Origin of the sequence: Microbacterium sp. 1262 (assembly GCF_040544895.1) — a bacterium.
GTDB lineage: Bacteria > Actinomycetota > Actinomycetes > Actinomycetales > Microbacteriaceae > Microbacterium > Microbacterium plantarum.
The window spans coordinates 2,462,703-2,476,644 of sequence record NZ_JBEPKU010000001.1 but is presented as its reverse complement, the minus strand read 5'-3'; the positions used below and the strand labels follow the sequence as shown (position 1 = coordinate 2,476,644).

Annotated in this window: 15 protein-coding genes; 7 read left to right on the top strand and 8 right to left on the bottom strand. The window is 69.6% G+C overall.

The genetic code is table 11. The features are described 5' to 3' along the window. Positions 1-16 precede the first annotated feature (16 nt). The 4 genes from nagB to ABIC53_RS11730 all read left to right on the top strand — a co-directional run bounded on the left by nagB (position 17) and on the right by ABIC53_RS11730 (position 5,203). Positions 17-802, top strand: a complete 786-nt coding sequence (nagB, locus tag ABIC53_RS11745) for a glucosamine-6-phosphate deaminase (protein ID WP_282501842.1) — start codon at positions 17-19, stop codon at positions 800-802. Between the two features lie 595 nt (positions 803-1,397). Further along, on the top strand, positions 1,398-2,516 hold the full coding sequence (purM, locus tag ABIC53_RS11740) for a phosphoribosylformylglycinamidine cyclo-ligase (protein ID WP_274178118.1): 1,119 nt from the start codon (positions 1,398-1,400) through the stop codon (positions 2,514-2,516). 6 nt (positions 2,517-2,522) lie between these two features. Next, the gene (purF, locus tag ABIC53_RS11735) at positions 2,523-3,983 is read left to right on the top strand and encodes an amidophosphoribosyltransferase (protein WP_112615803.1); all 1,461 of its coding nucleotides are present in this window, start codon (positions 2,523-2,525) and stop codon (positions 3,981-3,983) included. Further along, positions 3,980-5,203, top strand: coding sequence for an MFS transporter (locus ABIC53_RS11730; protein WP_269266897.1), 1,224 nt, complete (start codon positions 3,980-3,982; stop codon positions 5,201-5,203). The genes purF and ABIC53_RS11730 overlap by 4 nt, the downstream gene beginning before the upstream one ends. Positions 5,204-5,212: 9 nt before the next feature. Here ABIC53_RS11730 and ABIC53_RS11725 read toward each other — a convergent pair whose 3' ends face one another. Beyond that, complete coding sequence (locus ABIC53_RS11725; protein WP_023953093.1) at positions 5,213-5,389, bottom strand: DUF3073 family protein; 177 nt, start codon at positions 5,387-5,389, stop codon at positions 5,213-5,215. A 148-nt stretch (positions 5,390-5,537) separates the two neighbouring features. Between ABIC53_RS11725 and ABIC53_RS11720 the strand changes: the two genes are divergently transcribed. Further along, positions 5,538-6,068 carry a universal stress protein gene (locus ABIC53_RS11720; protein ID WP_323987014.1) on the top strand — a complete coding sequence of 177 codons (531 nt, stop codon included), beginning with the start codon at positions 5,538-5,540 and terminating at the stop codon, positions 6,066-6,068. 51 nt (positions 6,069-6,119) lie between these two features. Here ABIC53_RS11720 and ABIC53_RS11715 read toward each other — a convergent pair whose 3' ends face one another. The 3 genes from ABIC53_RS11715 to ABIC53_RS11705 form a co-directional block, all read right to left on the bottom strand. After that, positions 6,120-6,728: a PadR family transcriptional regulator gene (locus ABIC53_RS11715; protein ID WP_274178120.1), complete on the bottom strand. Its 609-nt coding sequence runs from the start codon at positions 6,726-6,728 to the stop codon at positions 6,120-6,122. Positions 6,729-6,730: 2 nt separating this feature from the next. Continuing rightward, the gene (locus ABIC53_RS11710) at positions 6,731-7,654 is read right to left on the bottom strand and encodes a DUF4097 family beta strand repeat-containing protein (RefSeq protein WP_282501845.1); all 924 of its coding nucleotides are present in this window, start codon (positions 7,652-7,654) and stop codon (positions 6,731-6,733) included. Positions 7,655-7,827: 173 nt separating this feature from the next. Beyond that, positions 7,828-7,992, bottom strand: coding sequence for a hypothetical protein (locus ABIC53_RS11705; protein WP_023953086.1), 165 nt, complete (start codon positions 7,990-7,992; stop codon positions 7,828-7,830). A 319-nt stretch (positions 7,993-8,311) separates the two neighbouring features. Here ABIC53_RS11705 and ABIC53_RS11700 point away from each other — a divergent pair, with 319 nt between their 5' ends. Together ABIC53_RS11700 and ABIC53_RS11695 are read left to right on the top strand one after the other, a co-directional pair. Then, entirely contained in the window at positions 8,312-8,581 is a 270-nt protein-coding gene (locus ABIC53_RS11700) for a DUF7218 family protein (protein ID WP_274178122.1), read from the top strand. Position 8,582: 1 nt separating this feature from the next. Continuing rightward, positions 8,583-9,545 (top strand): DNA topoisomerase IB, encoded by a 963-nt coding sequence (locus tag ABIC53_RS11695; protein WP_274178123.1) that lies wholly within the window; start codon positions 8,583-8,585, stop codon positions 9,543-9,545. 104 nt (positions 9,546-9,649) lie between these two features. On the opposite strand, the gene ABIC53_RS11690 is transcribed toward ABIC53_RS11695, so the two are convergent. The 4 genes from ABIC53_RS11690 to ABIC53_RS11675 form a co-directional block, all read right to left on the bottom strand. Further along, the gene (locus tag ABIC53_RS11690; protein WP_269266903.1) at positions 9,650-11,044 is read right to left on the bottom strand and encodes an MFS transporter; all 1,395 of its coding nucleotides are present in this window, start codon (positions 11,042-11,044) and stop codon (positions 9,650-9,652) included. A 162-nt stretch (positions 11,045-11,206) separates the two neighbouring features. Further along, the gene (locus ABIC53_RS11685) at positions 11,207-11,977 is read right to left on the bottom strand and encodes an SDR family NAD(P)-dependent oxidoreductase (RefSeq protein WP_269266904.1); all 771 of its coding nucleotides are present in this window, start codon (positions 11,975-11,977) and stop codon (positions 11,207-11,209) included. 11 nt (positions 11,978-11,988) lie between these two features. Then, positions 11,989-12,960 carry a 3-hydroxyacyl-CoA dehydrogenase family protein gene (locus ABIC53_RS11680; protein ID WP_274178125.1) on the bottom strand — a complete coding sequence of 324 codons (972 nt, stop codon included), beginning with the start codon at positions 12,958-12,960 and terminating at the stop codon, positions 11,989-11,991. Positions 12,961-12,983: 23 nt separating this feature from the next. Further along, a complete protein-coding gene (locus tag ABIC53_RS11675; protein ID WP_274178126.1) occupies positions 12,984-13,931 on the bottom strand; it encodes a sugar phosphate isomerase/epimerase family protein in 948 nt (315 codons plus the stop codon). Positions 13,932-13,942 lie beyond the last annotated feature (11 nt).

Below are 13,942 nucleotides of genomic sequence, written 5' to 3'. Positions count from 1 at the left end.
GAAAGAAGGAAGAGTCATGGCCGAAGTCGTCATCGTCCCCAGCGAGCAGGAGGCGGGCCGTCTCGTCGGTGACGCGATCGTCGACCTCATCCAGCGACGCCCCGATGCCGTGCTCGGACTGGCGACCGGGTCGACCCCGCTCGCGGTCTACCGGCATCTCGCGGAACGTGTGCGCAGCGAGGGCGTCGACGTGTCGCGTGTGCGCGGGTTCGCGCTCGACGAGTACGTCGGACTGCCTGCGGGGCACCCGGAGAGCTACCGCAGCGTCATCGAGCGAGAGGTCGTCGAGCCCGTCGGGTTCGACCCGGCCCGGATCGAGGTGCCGCACGGTGACCTCGACGGCATCGAGACCGCGGGGGAGCAGTACGAGGCCGCGATCCGCGCCGCCGGCGGGGTCGACCTGCAGATCCTCGGCATCGGCCGTACCGGGCACATCGGCTTCAACGAGCCGGGCAGCTCGCTCGCCTCGCTGACGCGCGTGAAGACGCTCACCGAGGAGACTCGGGCCGACAACGCCCGCTTCTTCGACTCGCCCGACGATGTGCCGATGCACTGCATCACCCAGGGCATCGGGACCATCCTGCGCGCGCGCCACCTCGTGCTGCTGGCCTTCGGCGAGGCCAAGGCGGATGCCGTCGCCGCCGCCGTCGAGGGACCGGTCAGCACCTCGGCGCCCGGCTCGGCCGTGCAACTGCATCCCCATGTCACGGTCGTCGTCGACGAGGCCGCCGCGAGCGCCCTGACTCAGACGCCCTACTACCGGCACGCGTGGGCCAACAAGCCCGCCTGGCAGGGCATCTGAGCCGCGGGCACGGGCGTAGTCCCGCCCAGGAGAGCCCCTGCGTTGTGCCGCGAACAGGCTGAGCGGTGCAACCTCGCCCGCCGGGCGGTGTGCGGCACACCTGAGCCTGTTGACGGCACACCCGCGTGCCCTCGCCGATCTCGAGCGCCGGAGCTGACTGTCCGGCCGTGCCTCACCGACTGTGCCCCACCGACCGTGCCCCGCCGGTTGGGTCCCGCCGGTTGGGGCCCACCGGTTGGGCCCCACCGACCGTGCCCGGTTGGGCCCGGCTCTTGTGCCGCGAACAGGCTGAGCGGTGGCGCGCTGCCCGCGCGGGCGGGGTTCGGCGCGTCTGGGCCTGTCTGCGGCGCGTGTGTCGCGCCTGCGCGGCGGTTCGGGTCATCGGAGCGGCCTATCTGCGGGCGGGCGCTCCGCCGGTCGGCGGGACGCCGCGGTCACCCAGCCCGCGGTTCCGCGAACAGGCTGAACTGCGCCCCACCGCCCAGCTGGCAACCCTTGGCTCACCTGAGCCTGTTTGCGGCACGCCGCCGGCCGATTCGGGACCGCGAGACACGCCCGGCGCTCGGGCGCTCCACGGGCCGGTACTCTGGATGCCGTGGCCTCGAGTCCCACTGATCCCTATACCCAAGCCGGCGTCGACACCGCGGCGGGAGACCTCGCCGTCGAACTGATGAAGTCGGCGGTCCGGCGAACCCACGGCGACGAAGTCCTCGGGGGTGTCGGCGGCTTCGCCGGCCTCTTCGACGCGAGCGCGCTGCTCGGCTACACGAAGCCGCTGCTGGCGACCTCGACCGACGGCGTCGGCACGAAGGTCGCGATCGCGCAGGCCATCGACAAGCACGACACGATCGGGCAGGACCTGGTCGGCATGGTCGTCGATGACATCGTCGTGGTCGGCGCGAAGCCGCTCTTCATGACCGACTACATCGCGTGCGGCAAGGTCGTGCCCGAGCGCATCGCCGACATCGTGCGCGGCATCGCCGACGGCTGCTCTGCGACGGGCACCGCGCTCGTCGGCGGCGAGACGGCCGAGCACCCGGGTCTTCTGGGCGTGAACGACTACGACGTCGCGGGTGCTGCGACGGGAGTCGTGGAGTCCGAGCAGGTGCTGGGCGCCGACCGGGTGCGGGACGGCGACGTCGTGCTCGCGCTCGCCTCGAGCGGCCCGCACTCCAACGGCTACTCGCTGATCCGTCACATCATCACCGGTGCGGGCATCGGCTACGGCGACCAGGCCGCCGACTTCGGCCGCACGTGGGGCGAGCAGCTGCTCGAGCCGACGCGCCTGTACACCTCGCCGCTGCTGCGCCTGATCGGCGAGCTCGGCGACGGCATCCACTCCCTCAGCCACGTCACGGGCGGCGGTATCGCGGCGAACCTCGCGCGCGTCCTGCCGAAGGACACGTGGGTCGACGTCGATCGCGCGACCTGGTCGCCGTCGCCGGTCTTCCGCGTCCTCGCCGACCTCGGCGGCCTCGAGCTCGAGCGCACCGAAGGCACCTGGAACCTCGGCATCGGCTTCTTCGCCGTCGTGTCGCCGGCGGCAGCGGATGCCGCGATCGCGGCCCTCGGCGCGGACGGCATCGACACCTGGCAGGTCGGCGTCGTCTCGACGGGTCCGCGTCCCGCGGGCGACTACGAACAGGGCGCCAAGGGCGTCGACGGCGGAGCAGTGCGTCTCGTCGGCGGGTACCGCGAAGCAGGAGCGAACTGACACCCCATGTGCGGAATCGTCGGAATCGTCGGGCAGTCCCCGGCGAACCAGGAGATCTACGACGCCCTCCTGCTGCTGCAGCACCGCGGCCAGGACTCGACCGGAATCGCGACCGCTGAGAACAGCGGCGTCTTCCACATCTTCAAGGCCAACGGCCAGGTGCGCGAGGCGGTCCGCACGCGTGACATGCGTTCGCTGCTCGGCAACATCGGGCTCGGCCACGTCCGCTACGCCACGAAGGGCACGGCGTCGAGCGAAGAAGAGGCGCAGCCCTTCTACGTCAACGCGCCGTACGGCATCGTGCTGGTGCACAACGGCAACCTGACCAACACGCGCGAGCTGACCGACGAGCTGTTCCGCAAGGACCGCCGCCACCTCAACACCAGCTCCGACACGGAGCTGCTGGTGAACGTGCTCGCCAACGAGCTGCAGACTACGATCTCGGGCCTCGACCTCGACCCCGACCAGGTGTTCCAGGCCGTCGAACGCGTCCACGAGCGCGTCGAGGGCTCGTACGCCGCGATCGCCCTCATCGCCGGTCACGGCCTGCTGGCCTTCCGCGACCCGTTCGGCATCCGTCCGCTCATCCTCGGCACTCGCCGGGCCGAGAACGGCCGCGACGAGTGGACCGTCGCATCCGAGTCGCTCGTGCTCGAGAACGGCGGCTTCGAGGTCGTGCGCGACGTCGAGCCCGGCGAGGCGGTCTTCATCGACGCCGACGGCACTCTGCACACGCGTCAGTGCGCGCAGCAGACGCAGCTCGCGCCGTGCTCGTTCGAGTACGTCTACCTCGCCCGTCCCGACTCGATCATGAACGGCATCTCGGTCTACGAGGCTCGTCTGCGCATGGGCGAGCGTCTCGCCGACACGATCGCCAAGTACACCCCTCAGGGTGCGATCGATGTCGTCATGCCGATCCCCGACTCATCGCGTCCGGCGGCGATGCAGGTCGCGCGCAAGCTCGGCATCGAGTACCGCGAGGGCTTCTACAAGAACCGTTACGTCGGCCGGACCTTCATCATGCCGGGCCAGGCCGTGCGCAAGAAGAGCGTGCGCCAGAAGCTCAACGCGATGTCGAGCGAGTTCAAGGGCAAGAACGTCCTCCTCATCGACGACTCGATCGTGCGCGGCACGACGTCGAAGGAGATCATCCAGATGGCCCGGGATGCCGGTGCCAAGAGCGTCACGTTCGCGTCCGCCGCGCCGCCGGTGCGCTACCCGCACGTCTACGGCATCAACATGCCCTCGCGTCACGAGCTCATCGCCCACGACCGGACGATCCCCGAGATCGCCGAGGAGCTCGGCTGCGACTATCTCGTGTACCAGGAGATCGACGACCTGAAGGCGGCGATCGTCGAGGGCACCGACATCGTCGACCTCGACATGAGCTGCTTCGACGGGCGCTACGTCACCGGGACGGTCAGCGAGGAGTATCTGAACTGGGTCGAGGGCACCCAGCAGTCGTGACTTCGCTCTGGCGAGGACGCGTCCTCGCGTTCCTCGGCGTCATCCTCGTCGCCTTCTCACTGCGCTCGGCCGTCGCGTCGCTGTCGCCGATCCTCACCGAGATCGACGCGGACCTCGGCGTGCCGTCGTGGGTGGCCGGCCTCATCGGCGCGGCGCCGCCGGTGTGCTTCGCGGTCTTCGGCGTCATCACTCCGATTCTCGAGCGGCGGTTCGGCCTGCAGCGACTCGCGGTCGCCGCGATGGTCGTCGCTGCGGCTGCCCTGCTGGGTCGAGCGCTGGCGCCGGATGCCGGCATCCTGCTCATCGCCACGACCGTGCTCTTCGCCGCGATCAGCATCGGCAACGTCGTGCTGCCGCCGCTGATCAAGACGTACTTCCCCGACCGCGTCGGGACCATGACGGCGGTCTACTCGACGATGCTCGCTGTGGCGGCCTTCGTGCCGCCGCTCGTCGCGGTGCCGATCGCCGACACCGCGGGATGGCGGTTCTCTCTCGGGCTGTGGTCGGTGTTCGCCGTGCTCGCGGTCATCCCCTGGCTCGTGACGCTGCGCCGGTCGCGCATCGCGGCGGCCACGGCGGATGCCGTCATCGCCCCGACCCCGTCGCCGAACGTGCTCAGCCGCCTCGTGCGCCTGCCGATGGCGTGGGCCGTCGCCGTCACCTTCGCGGTGTCGGCATCCAGCGTCTACGCGTCGTTCGCGTGGCTGCCGATCATCCTCGTCGACCTCGCGGGCGTATCCCATGCCGCCGCCGGTTCGCTCCTCGCACTGTTCGGCGCGATGGGGTTGCCGTGGTCGATCATCGTGCCGCTCGTCATCACGCGCTGGCAGCGGCTCGGCGTGATCTACGCCGTCGCGGCGTCGGCCGGGCTCGTCGCCGTCGCGGGACTGCTCATCGCGCCCGGGTCGGCCGTCGTGCTGTGGGTCGTGCTGCTGGGCACGCCGCAGATGCTGTTCCCGGCTGCGCTGGTGTTCATCCAGCGCAAGACGAGGACGCACGAGGGCACGGTCGCGCTCAGCGGATTCGCGCAGAGCGTCGGCTACGCCGTTGCTGCGGTCTTCCCCATCTCGTTCGCGCTGCTGCACGAGGCGACGGGGGAATGGACGGCCCCGCTGATCATGGTCGGCGTGCTGATGCTCGCTGCGATCCCCGCGGGGATCGTCGTCACACGCCCCCACACGATCGAAGACGAGTGGGAGCAGCGTCACGGCGCATGGTGATGAGCCCGGTCAGGCCTTCTCGTCCTCGTACTCGTCGGAGTACTGGTCAGCCCACTTGTCGACGTACTGATCGTCGTCGGAATGAGCGAGCTCCTTCTCGAGCGAGGAGAAGTTGACATTGTAGGTGTCGTACTTCAGCTCACGCGCGATCTTGGTGTGCTTCGCCTTTTGACGGCCACGCCCCATGCGAGACCCCCTCATTTCTGAGTCACGGGCTGTTCAGCGGTGCCCGGAGCATTTCACGATCCGGCGCTGGGCCGGGGAAGAGTAGCATCAAGAATAACACGGGGGCCCCGAGCCATCGCCGGTGCCGCCGCTGAGACAGGGGGCGACCATGGCCGATCAGCACTTCGCAGGCGACGAAAGTCGTCTTCCGTCGACGCCCGTCATCGCGGGAGTCATTCCCGGGCAGTCGCCCCGCGTCGTGGTCGAGGCGGCCCGGTATGCGTCGATGCTCGGTGTCGGACTCATCGTGGTGCACGTCGATGTCACGCGATTCGTGACCTACGAGGACCCCGACGGCTACGTCCACACCGCTCCCATCGACCTCGGGGCGGTCTCGAGCGCGGCGCAGCTCGAGCAGATCCGCGCCGCCGCCGCTGAGGCGCTCGCGTCGTCGACCGTCGAGTGGACCGTGCATCAGCTGGTCGGGGATCCCGCGCTCGCCATCAAGCACCTCGCCGACCGGCTGGACGCGAAGCTGCTCGTGGTCGGCACGCGTCGCCGGGGCATCGGCGAGTCGATCCGTGAGTTCTTCACGGGCTCGGTCGCGGCGCGGCTGGCGCATCGGCAGCGGCGGCCCATCCTCGTCGTGCCGCAGGGTGAGACCGCCGCGGACGACGAGGACCTCTGGCCCGAGCCCTGAGCGGCCCGGAGCAGAGGTCCTCGGCGCGATGCGGCGCGCCACCGTGCGTCGTCAGCCCCGCAAGGCCCGCAGCATCTCTTCCCGGGTCCGGGTGAGCGCGGCGACGAGGTCGTCGACGGCAGATGCCGTGACGTCGCCGTCGCGCGCGATGTGCGACCGCAGGTCGGCCTTGACGTTCGCGCGGAACTCGGCGATCGCGGCATCCGCTCGTTGCGCCTGCGAGCGGGCCTCTGCGCGCGGGTTCTCGGGCGGCGACGGACGCGTGGCGGTCTCGTGGTCGACGTTCGCGGCGGCGGCGAGGTCGGCCTGGAGGCTCTTCATCGCCGCCCGCACACTGCCCCGGACCTCGTCGGCGATGAGGCGGATGCTGTCCGCCAAGCCGGCCTGGATGCCGTCGAGGTCATGGCGGCGGGCCGAGAGCTCGTCGCGACCGGCATCCGTGATCTCGTAGACCGTCTTGCGACCGTCGACGGTCTTGGTCACGAGTCCCTCGTCCTCGAGTTTGGCGAGGCGGGGGTAGATCGTGCCGGCGCTGGGCGAGTAGGTGCCGCCGGTGCGCTCGGTGAGGGCCTGCATGAGGTCGTACCCGTGCCGCGGCGACTCGTCGAGCAGCGACAACAGGTAAAGACGCAGGTCGCCGTGTGAGAAGACGGGCGGCATGGTCAGTGATCCTCGCGACGGTCCGCGGCGTCCTCGACCGGGGCGGCTTCGGGTGCTGCCTCGCTTGCGACCTCGGGCGCGCTGGTGCCGGCGACGTCGGTGGCCGCGGGGGCGGAGCGCCGCAGGACGGTGAGGTCGCCCGAGACCGAGTTGGTGCGGACATCGACGAAGGAGCCGCTGAGCTCACCGGTCGAACCGGTGAAGCTCGTGAGCGGGCCGGCGCCCTGCCCGGAGCGCACGACGCCGTCGATGAGCACGCGTCCGCTGACGCTGCGCACCTGGTAGTTCGCGGGCAGGCTCTCCTCGAGGCGAACCGTGGCGTCGCCACCCACGGTGTGGAGCGTGATCGACTGGATCGGACCGGACGAGTCGACGAGCATGGCACCCGAGACCGTGTCGATGTCGGCCGCGCGCAGGGCGCCGATAGCCGACACGTCGCCCGACACGGACTTCGCGGTGAGCGCACCGGTCAGCTCGCGCGCCTGCACGTCGCCCGAGACCGCGTTCGCGTTCACATCACCCGTGATCCCGTCGATGATGATGTCGCCCGAGACGGTGTTGACCCGCGCATCGGCCGTGAGGCCCGACACGAGCGCGCTCGCGCTGACGACGCCGAGCGTGAGGTCCGTGCCGCGGGGGACGGCGACGCTGATCTCGGCCTTCGGGCCGGAGGAGCCGAAGTTGCGGAACACCTGCGTGAAGTTGTCCCAGCGCAACTGCGGGTGGTCGATCTCCACGACGTCGCCGGTCGCCTCGATGCGCAGGTCCTTGCCGGTGACGGCGTGCACCTCGATGCGGACGCCGGGCTCGTCGTGGGCGACGATGTCGATCTGGCCCCCGACCATGCTCACCTTGAGCTTCCGAATGTCGTCGATGTCGATCACCCGGGTCTCCTCCGGGTGGACGATCCATTTCTGCAGTGTCATGGCGTTCCCTCTCCTCTGGCGACGGTCGTCGCGCATGATCGCGATATATCGCGTCTGCTGACGGTAACACGATATATCGCGACTCGTCTAGAGTCGACGGGCCGTTCGTTCGCTGCTCCGGGAAATGCAGAACGCCCCCACCCGAAGGCGGAGGCGTTCGCGCAGCGCGGCGGTCAGACGCGCTTGTTGCCGCTGATCACTCGGAAGAGGAACGCGATGAGCGCGATCACACCGACGATCAGGGCGACCCAGAGCAGCCAGCTCAGTGCGCTGTTCAGGCCACTGACGATCGCGAGCACGATCGCAACGACGATGATGATGATGAGGAAGATGTTCATGGGGGCTCCTTGTCTGTCTCCCAATGTCCGTCCCACTGCGAGACGTTCCGACCCCGTGAAGGGCTGACCGCAACGTTAGAGAATGCCGAGCGTGAGTGCCGAGGCCTTGACGACGGATTCGCCATGGTGGTATTCCACCAGGCGCCGACCCGACGCACATGGTCGTCTCGGCGGCGAGGAAGGCGCCCTTTGTGTCGGGTCGCGGTCGAACGGCGGGTGGGGTGGGGTGGGGTTAGGGCCTCTCGCGAACGCCTGTCAAGCACCTGCGGCGACCCTCGCGACGGTCGTAGCGTCAGCCTGACGAAGAGGGGAGACCGCCATGCCACAGGGACGCGGATCGAACAGTCTCAAAGACCCCGAGCTCTACGAGGAGCTGCGCGAGGACGGCGCCTCGAAAGAGAAGGCTGCCCGCATCTCGAACGCCGCCGCCCGTGACGGCCGTAAGAAGGTCGGCAGCCGGGGCGGACAGTCCGGCGACTACGAGGACTGGACCGTCGACGAGCTGAAGAAGCGCGCCAAGGAACTCGGCATCTCCGGGTACTCCGGCAAGAAGAAGGCGCAGATCATCTTGATGCTGCGCAACCACTGAGGTGGCCCGACTCGTCCGGGTCCGGCCCGATGTCGATGCCGGCATCCGGCGCATCCGCTCAGGCAAGGGCTTCCGGTACACGGATGCCGACGGCGGGGCGGTCGGGCGGCGCGACCTCGCCCGCATCCGCAGCATCGTCATCCCGCCCGCCTGGAAGGACGTCTGGATCTGCGCGGATCCGCAGGGGCACATCCAGGTCGTCGGAACCGACGATGCGGGTCGTCGACAGTACATCTACCACCCGGACTGGACGCGCAGTCGTGACAAGGGCAAGTACGCCCGGGCGCTGCAGCTCGCCGGATCCCTGCCACGTGCCCGCTCGCGTGCGACCGCGTCGTTGCGACGCGCCGACCTCGATCGCGAGCGCGTCCTCGCCGCGGCATTCCGGCTGCTCGACCGGTCGGCGCTGCGCATCGGTTCGCAGCGCTACCTGCTGCAGCACGGCAGCCGCGGGCTGACGACGCTGAGACGTCGCGACGCCTCCGTGGCCGACACCGTCGTGAGCCTGGCATTCTCGGGCAAGAGCGGACAGCGCCAGGCGCTCGAGATCCCCGACCCGGACCTCGCCACGGCCATCATGCTCCTGATCGAGGGGCGCCCCTCGTCGCCGCTGCTCGCGTGGCAGCGGCAGCGCCGGCGGGTTCCACTCACCCCGAACGACGTCAACGCATACGTGCGTGCGCTGACGGGCGGCCCGTTCACCGCCAAGGACTTCCGCACTCTTCGCGGCACCGTCATCGCGGCGGACGCCCTCGCACGAATCGGCGTCGCTGAGACGGCCCGGGCCGTGCATCAGGCCGAGGTCGAAGCCGTGCGCGCCGCCGCGACGGCGCTGGGGAACACCCCCGCGGTCGCGCGCAGCTCGTACATCGACCCGCGCGTGTTCGAACGATATCGCTCGGGGATGCTGCTCGACACGACGGTCTCACCCGAGACGGCCATCCGTTCGCTCGTCCTCGGCTGACGCGCGGCTCGCGCGAGCACGCCGAACCGCAACATCCAACCGCAGCGCCGAAACGGCCCGGGCCGCGCGAGGCGACACCGGGCCGTTCGAGAGCGGGCGATGCGTCAGCGGCGCTTGCTCTCGCCCGAGGTGAGGAGGGCGTCGGCCTTCGAGCTGAAGAACCGGGTCGCCCACATCATGACGGCGGCGAGGAACGCGAACAGGCCCAGCGACACCACGCCCCACGCGCCGCTCTCGGTCGGGACGGCCTCGTTGATCCCCGTGCGCATGATCGGGGCGACGAATCCGCCCAGGTTGCCGAGGGAGTTGATGAGACCGATACCGGCCGCGGCGGCCGCGCCGGTGAGGAACGAGGTCGGGAACGACCACGTGATAGGGCCCGTCGAGAGGAACGCCGCGACCGCGACGGTGATCGCGATGATGCCGAGCAGGCCCTGTCCGTTGGCCCCGGCCCACGCCGAGACCAGGATGGCCGAGCCCGTCACGAGGAAGAACAGCGCACCCCAGACGCGACGCCGGCGAACCGTGTCGGCGTGCTTGCCGACGTAGTAGCAGGCGAACAGGCCGACCGCCCACGGGATGGCGGACACGAGGCCCACCTGCCAGCCGACCGACTCTCCGATGAGGTTCGACACCTGCTGCGGCAGGTAGAACGTGGTGCCGTAGACGGCGATCTGCAGGCAGAAGTAGATGACCGTGAAGTACCAGACCTTCCAGCTGATGAGCGCCGCGCCGATGCCGCGGGGCCCATCGGATTCCTTCACCGTGTCTTCGTGCTCCATCACCGCCTTCAGTGCGGCCTTCTCGTCGTCGTCGAGGAACTTCGCCTTCTGCGGCGAATCGACGAGGAAGAACAGAGCCGCGATACCGGCGACGACCGCCATCATGCCCTCGACGAAGAACATCACCTGCCAGCCGGCCCAGGGGGTGACCTGGTCGCCGATGCTGATCAGGCCGCCCGACAGCGGGGCGCCGAGCATCTGCGAGAACGGCTGCGCGAGGTAGAACAGCGCGAACATCTGCACGCGGCGCTTGTTGGGGAACCACTGCGCGAGGAACATGATCACGCCGGGGAACAGGCCGGCCTCCGTCACGCCCAGGAGGAAGCGCAGCACGATGAACATCGTCTCGCCGTTGACGAAGGCGAACAGCGAGGCGACGATGCCCCAGGTGACGGCGATCCGGGCGAGCCAGAAGCGCGCGCCGAACTTGTCGAGCAGCAGGTTCGAGGGGATCTCGAAGAGGGCGTATCCGATGAAGAAGATGCCGGCTCCGAGGGCGTAGGCACCCGCCGAGATGCCTCGGTCGACCTCGAGGGCGGACTCGGCGAACCCGACGTTCGTGCGGTCTAGGAACGCGACGAAGTACAGGATGATCAGCATCGGCATGAGCCGGTAGGTGGCCTTCTTGATGCCGCTCGCCAGGTGCGGGCTGCTCAGCAGCTCATTCGCGACCGTGACGTTGGCCCGCGTCGCGGGACCGTAGTCCGATGAGGACACAGTGACTCTCCTTCGAGTTCGTGTGAGGTGTTACGGGGTGACGAGGTAGCGGCTCAGCCGCCGAGTGAGGGAATGATCAGGACGAGGCCGACGACCACGCAGATCACCCCGATGGCCAGGAACCCGAGGCGCCCGCGCGTCCAGTTGCGGTTCACGGGAGCCTCAGTGCATGTAGAGGCCACCGTCGACGTTCAGGGTCTGGCCCGTCACGAATCCGGCGTCCTCGCTGATCAGGTAGGCCACGGCGGCGGCGATGTCGGTCGGGGTGCCGATGCGCGGCAGAACGCCGTCGGCGGCCATCGCCGTCTTCCGCTCCTCCGTCAGCGTTCCGCCCATGATGTCGGTGTCGATCGGGCCGGGGGAGATGACGTTCGCCGTGATGCCGAGCGGACCGAGCTCGCGCGCGACGGAGCGCATCAGACCGATCACGCCCGCCTTCGCCGCCGAGTAGGGCGTCTTCGAGAAGGTGCCGCCGCCTCGCTGCGCCGACACCGAGGAGATGCCCACAAGGCGGCCCACGCCGTTCGCGACGAGCGTCCGGGCGACGCGCTGCGTGACCCAGTGCACGCCGTCGAGGTTGATCGATTCGACGCGGTGCCATTCCTCGGGGGTGACCTCGAGGTAGGGGATCGGGGACGAGACGCCGGCGAAGTTCACGAGGGCGACGATCTGCGGCAGCGACGCCTCGAGCGCGTCGATCGCGGCGACGGCCTGCTCGCGGTCGGCCACGTTCGCGCCGACGCCGACGGCCCGCACGCCATGGGCCTCGGCGACCTCGGCGGCGGTGCGCTCGGCGGCCGCGGCGTCGACGTCGACGATGCCGATGTGCCAGCCGCGCTCGGCCAGGTGGAAGGCGGTCGTGCGGCCGATGCCCCGGGGGCTCGCGGCGCCGGTCAGGATGACGGTGCGCTCAGCGGGGAAGACGGATGCCATGGCGTGTTCTCTCAGTCCTGTGCGGGGTGGATGGGGGCGGGGCCGAGCTCGTCGATGAGCTTCTTCATCGCGACGTACGCCTTGTTGCGGTAGGCGATGAGCTCGGGCGTGCGCTCGGCGGGGACGTCGAGGAACCCGGCGCCGGACTTCGTGCCGAGCTTGCCGGCCGAGACGAGCTGGTCGAGGATGGGCGGTGTCGCGAACCGCTCGGGGAACTCCGTCTGCAGCGACGCGTAGCAGAAGGCGTACACGTCGAGTCCGGCCATGTCGGCGATCGCGAACGGCCCGAAGAAGGGCAGGCGGAAGCCGAAGGTCGTGCGCACGATGGTGTCGATGTCCTCCGGCGTGGCCACGCCCTCCTCGACCAGCTGCGTCGCCTCGTGGAAGAGCGCGTACTGCAGGCGGTTGAGCACGAACCCGGTCGCATCCTTCACGCGTGCGGTCTCCTTGCCCGTCGCGGCGACGATGGCCTCGACGACGGGGAGGACCGACTCGTCGGTGCCGGCGTGCGGGATCAGCTCGACGCCGGGGATGAAGGGGGCGGGGTTCGAGAAGTGCACGCCGAGGAACCGGCCGGGCTCGGTCACGGCTTCGGCCAGGCGGCCGATGAGGATCGTCGAGGTGTTGCTGCCGATGATCGCGTCGGGCGCGGCCGCAGCCGAGATGCGGCGGAGGGTCGCGTGCTTGATCTCGATCTTCTCGGGCACGGCCTCCTCGATGAAGGAGGCGCCGGCGACGGCATCCTCGATCGTCATCGCCGTGATGCGCTCGGCGATGACGGCGCTGGCGTCGGCGGGGAACAGGCCGTCGGCGGCGAACTGCGCGGCCTCGGCGATGAGGCGGTCGCGGTTGCCGCGGGCGACCTCGATGTCGACGTCGGCGATGCGCACGTCGGCGCCCGACAGGGCGAGCGACTGCGCGATGCCGCCGCCCATGTAGCCGCTGCCCACCACCGCGTACACGGGGCGTTCGTTCTCGGTCATGACGTTCTCCTCGTCGGTGTCGGTCAGGCTCCGGCGGTCGCCGGAAGCAGGGAGGTCAGGTAGTCGCGGTTGCGGGCGCACACCCCGAGGCTGTCGCCGCCGTACTGCTCCATGAGGAACGGGCCGCGGAACCCGAGCTCGAGCGCGCGGGCGACCATCGCCCGGTAGTTGATGAGGCCGAGCTCCATGCTCGTCGGCGTCGAGGTCTGCCAGCTGCCGTCGGCGGACTCGTCGCGTGCGTAGTTCTTCATGTGCCAGTAGTTCGCGTAGGGGAGGGTCTTCTCGTGCATCTCGCGCCAGTCCTCGATGGGGCGGTGCAGGCGCACGAGGTTGCCGATGTCGGGGTTGAGGCCCACGTTGTCGAGCCCGATCTCCTCGATGAGGCGCACCGCGCTGTCGGCGGTGCCGAGGTAGGTGTCCTCATACATCTCCAGCGACATCGGCAGGCCGACGGATGCCGCGTGCTCGCCGAGTTCGCGCAGGCGTCGGACCGCGAGTGCGCGGGTGTCGGCGTCATCGGGGTCGACCGGGCCCGGCGCGGTCCAGAACCACAGGGCGGCGCGCTGCGCCTCGTTGAAGGGCTGGTGGAGGCCGGTCGAGAAGACGCGCATGCCGAGTTCGGCCGCCGCGTCGATCGCGCGGTGCGCGTACGCGAGGTTCTCTTCACCCCGACCGGGCTGGATGACGCTCTGGCGCTGCACGTGGACCGAGACGAGCTCGACCCCGTGGCTCGTCGCGATGGACTTCAGTTCGGCCCGGCGAGAGGCTGTCAGCTCGGACGGGCGGATGTGGCTGTCCGCGATCTCGATCGCCGTGAAGCCGAGCCGCTCGACCTGCGAGAACACGCCGTCCCAGGTCTCGGCGTCGGCGTCGTGCAGACGGGTCCCGTCCGCGGCGACGGGGGAGAAGCCGTGCATGCAGACCGCGATCGGGCCGGGCGTAGGGGCGGACGGGTGCGACGTTGCGTTCATGACGACTCCAT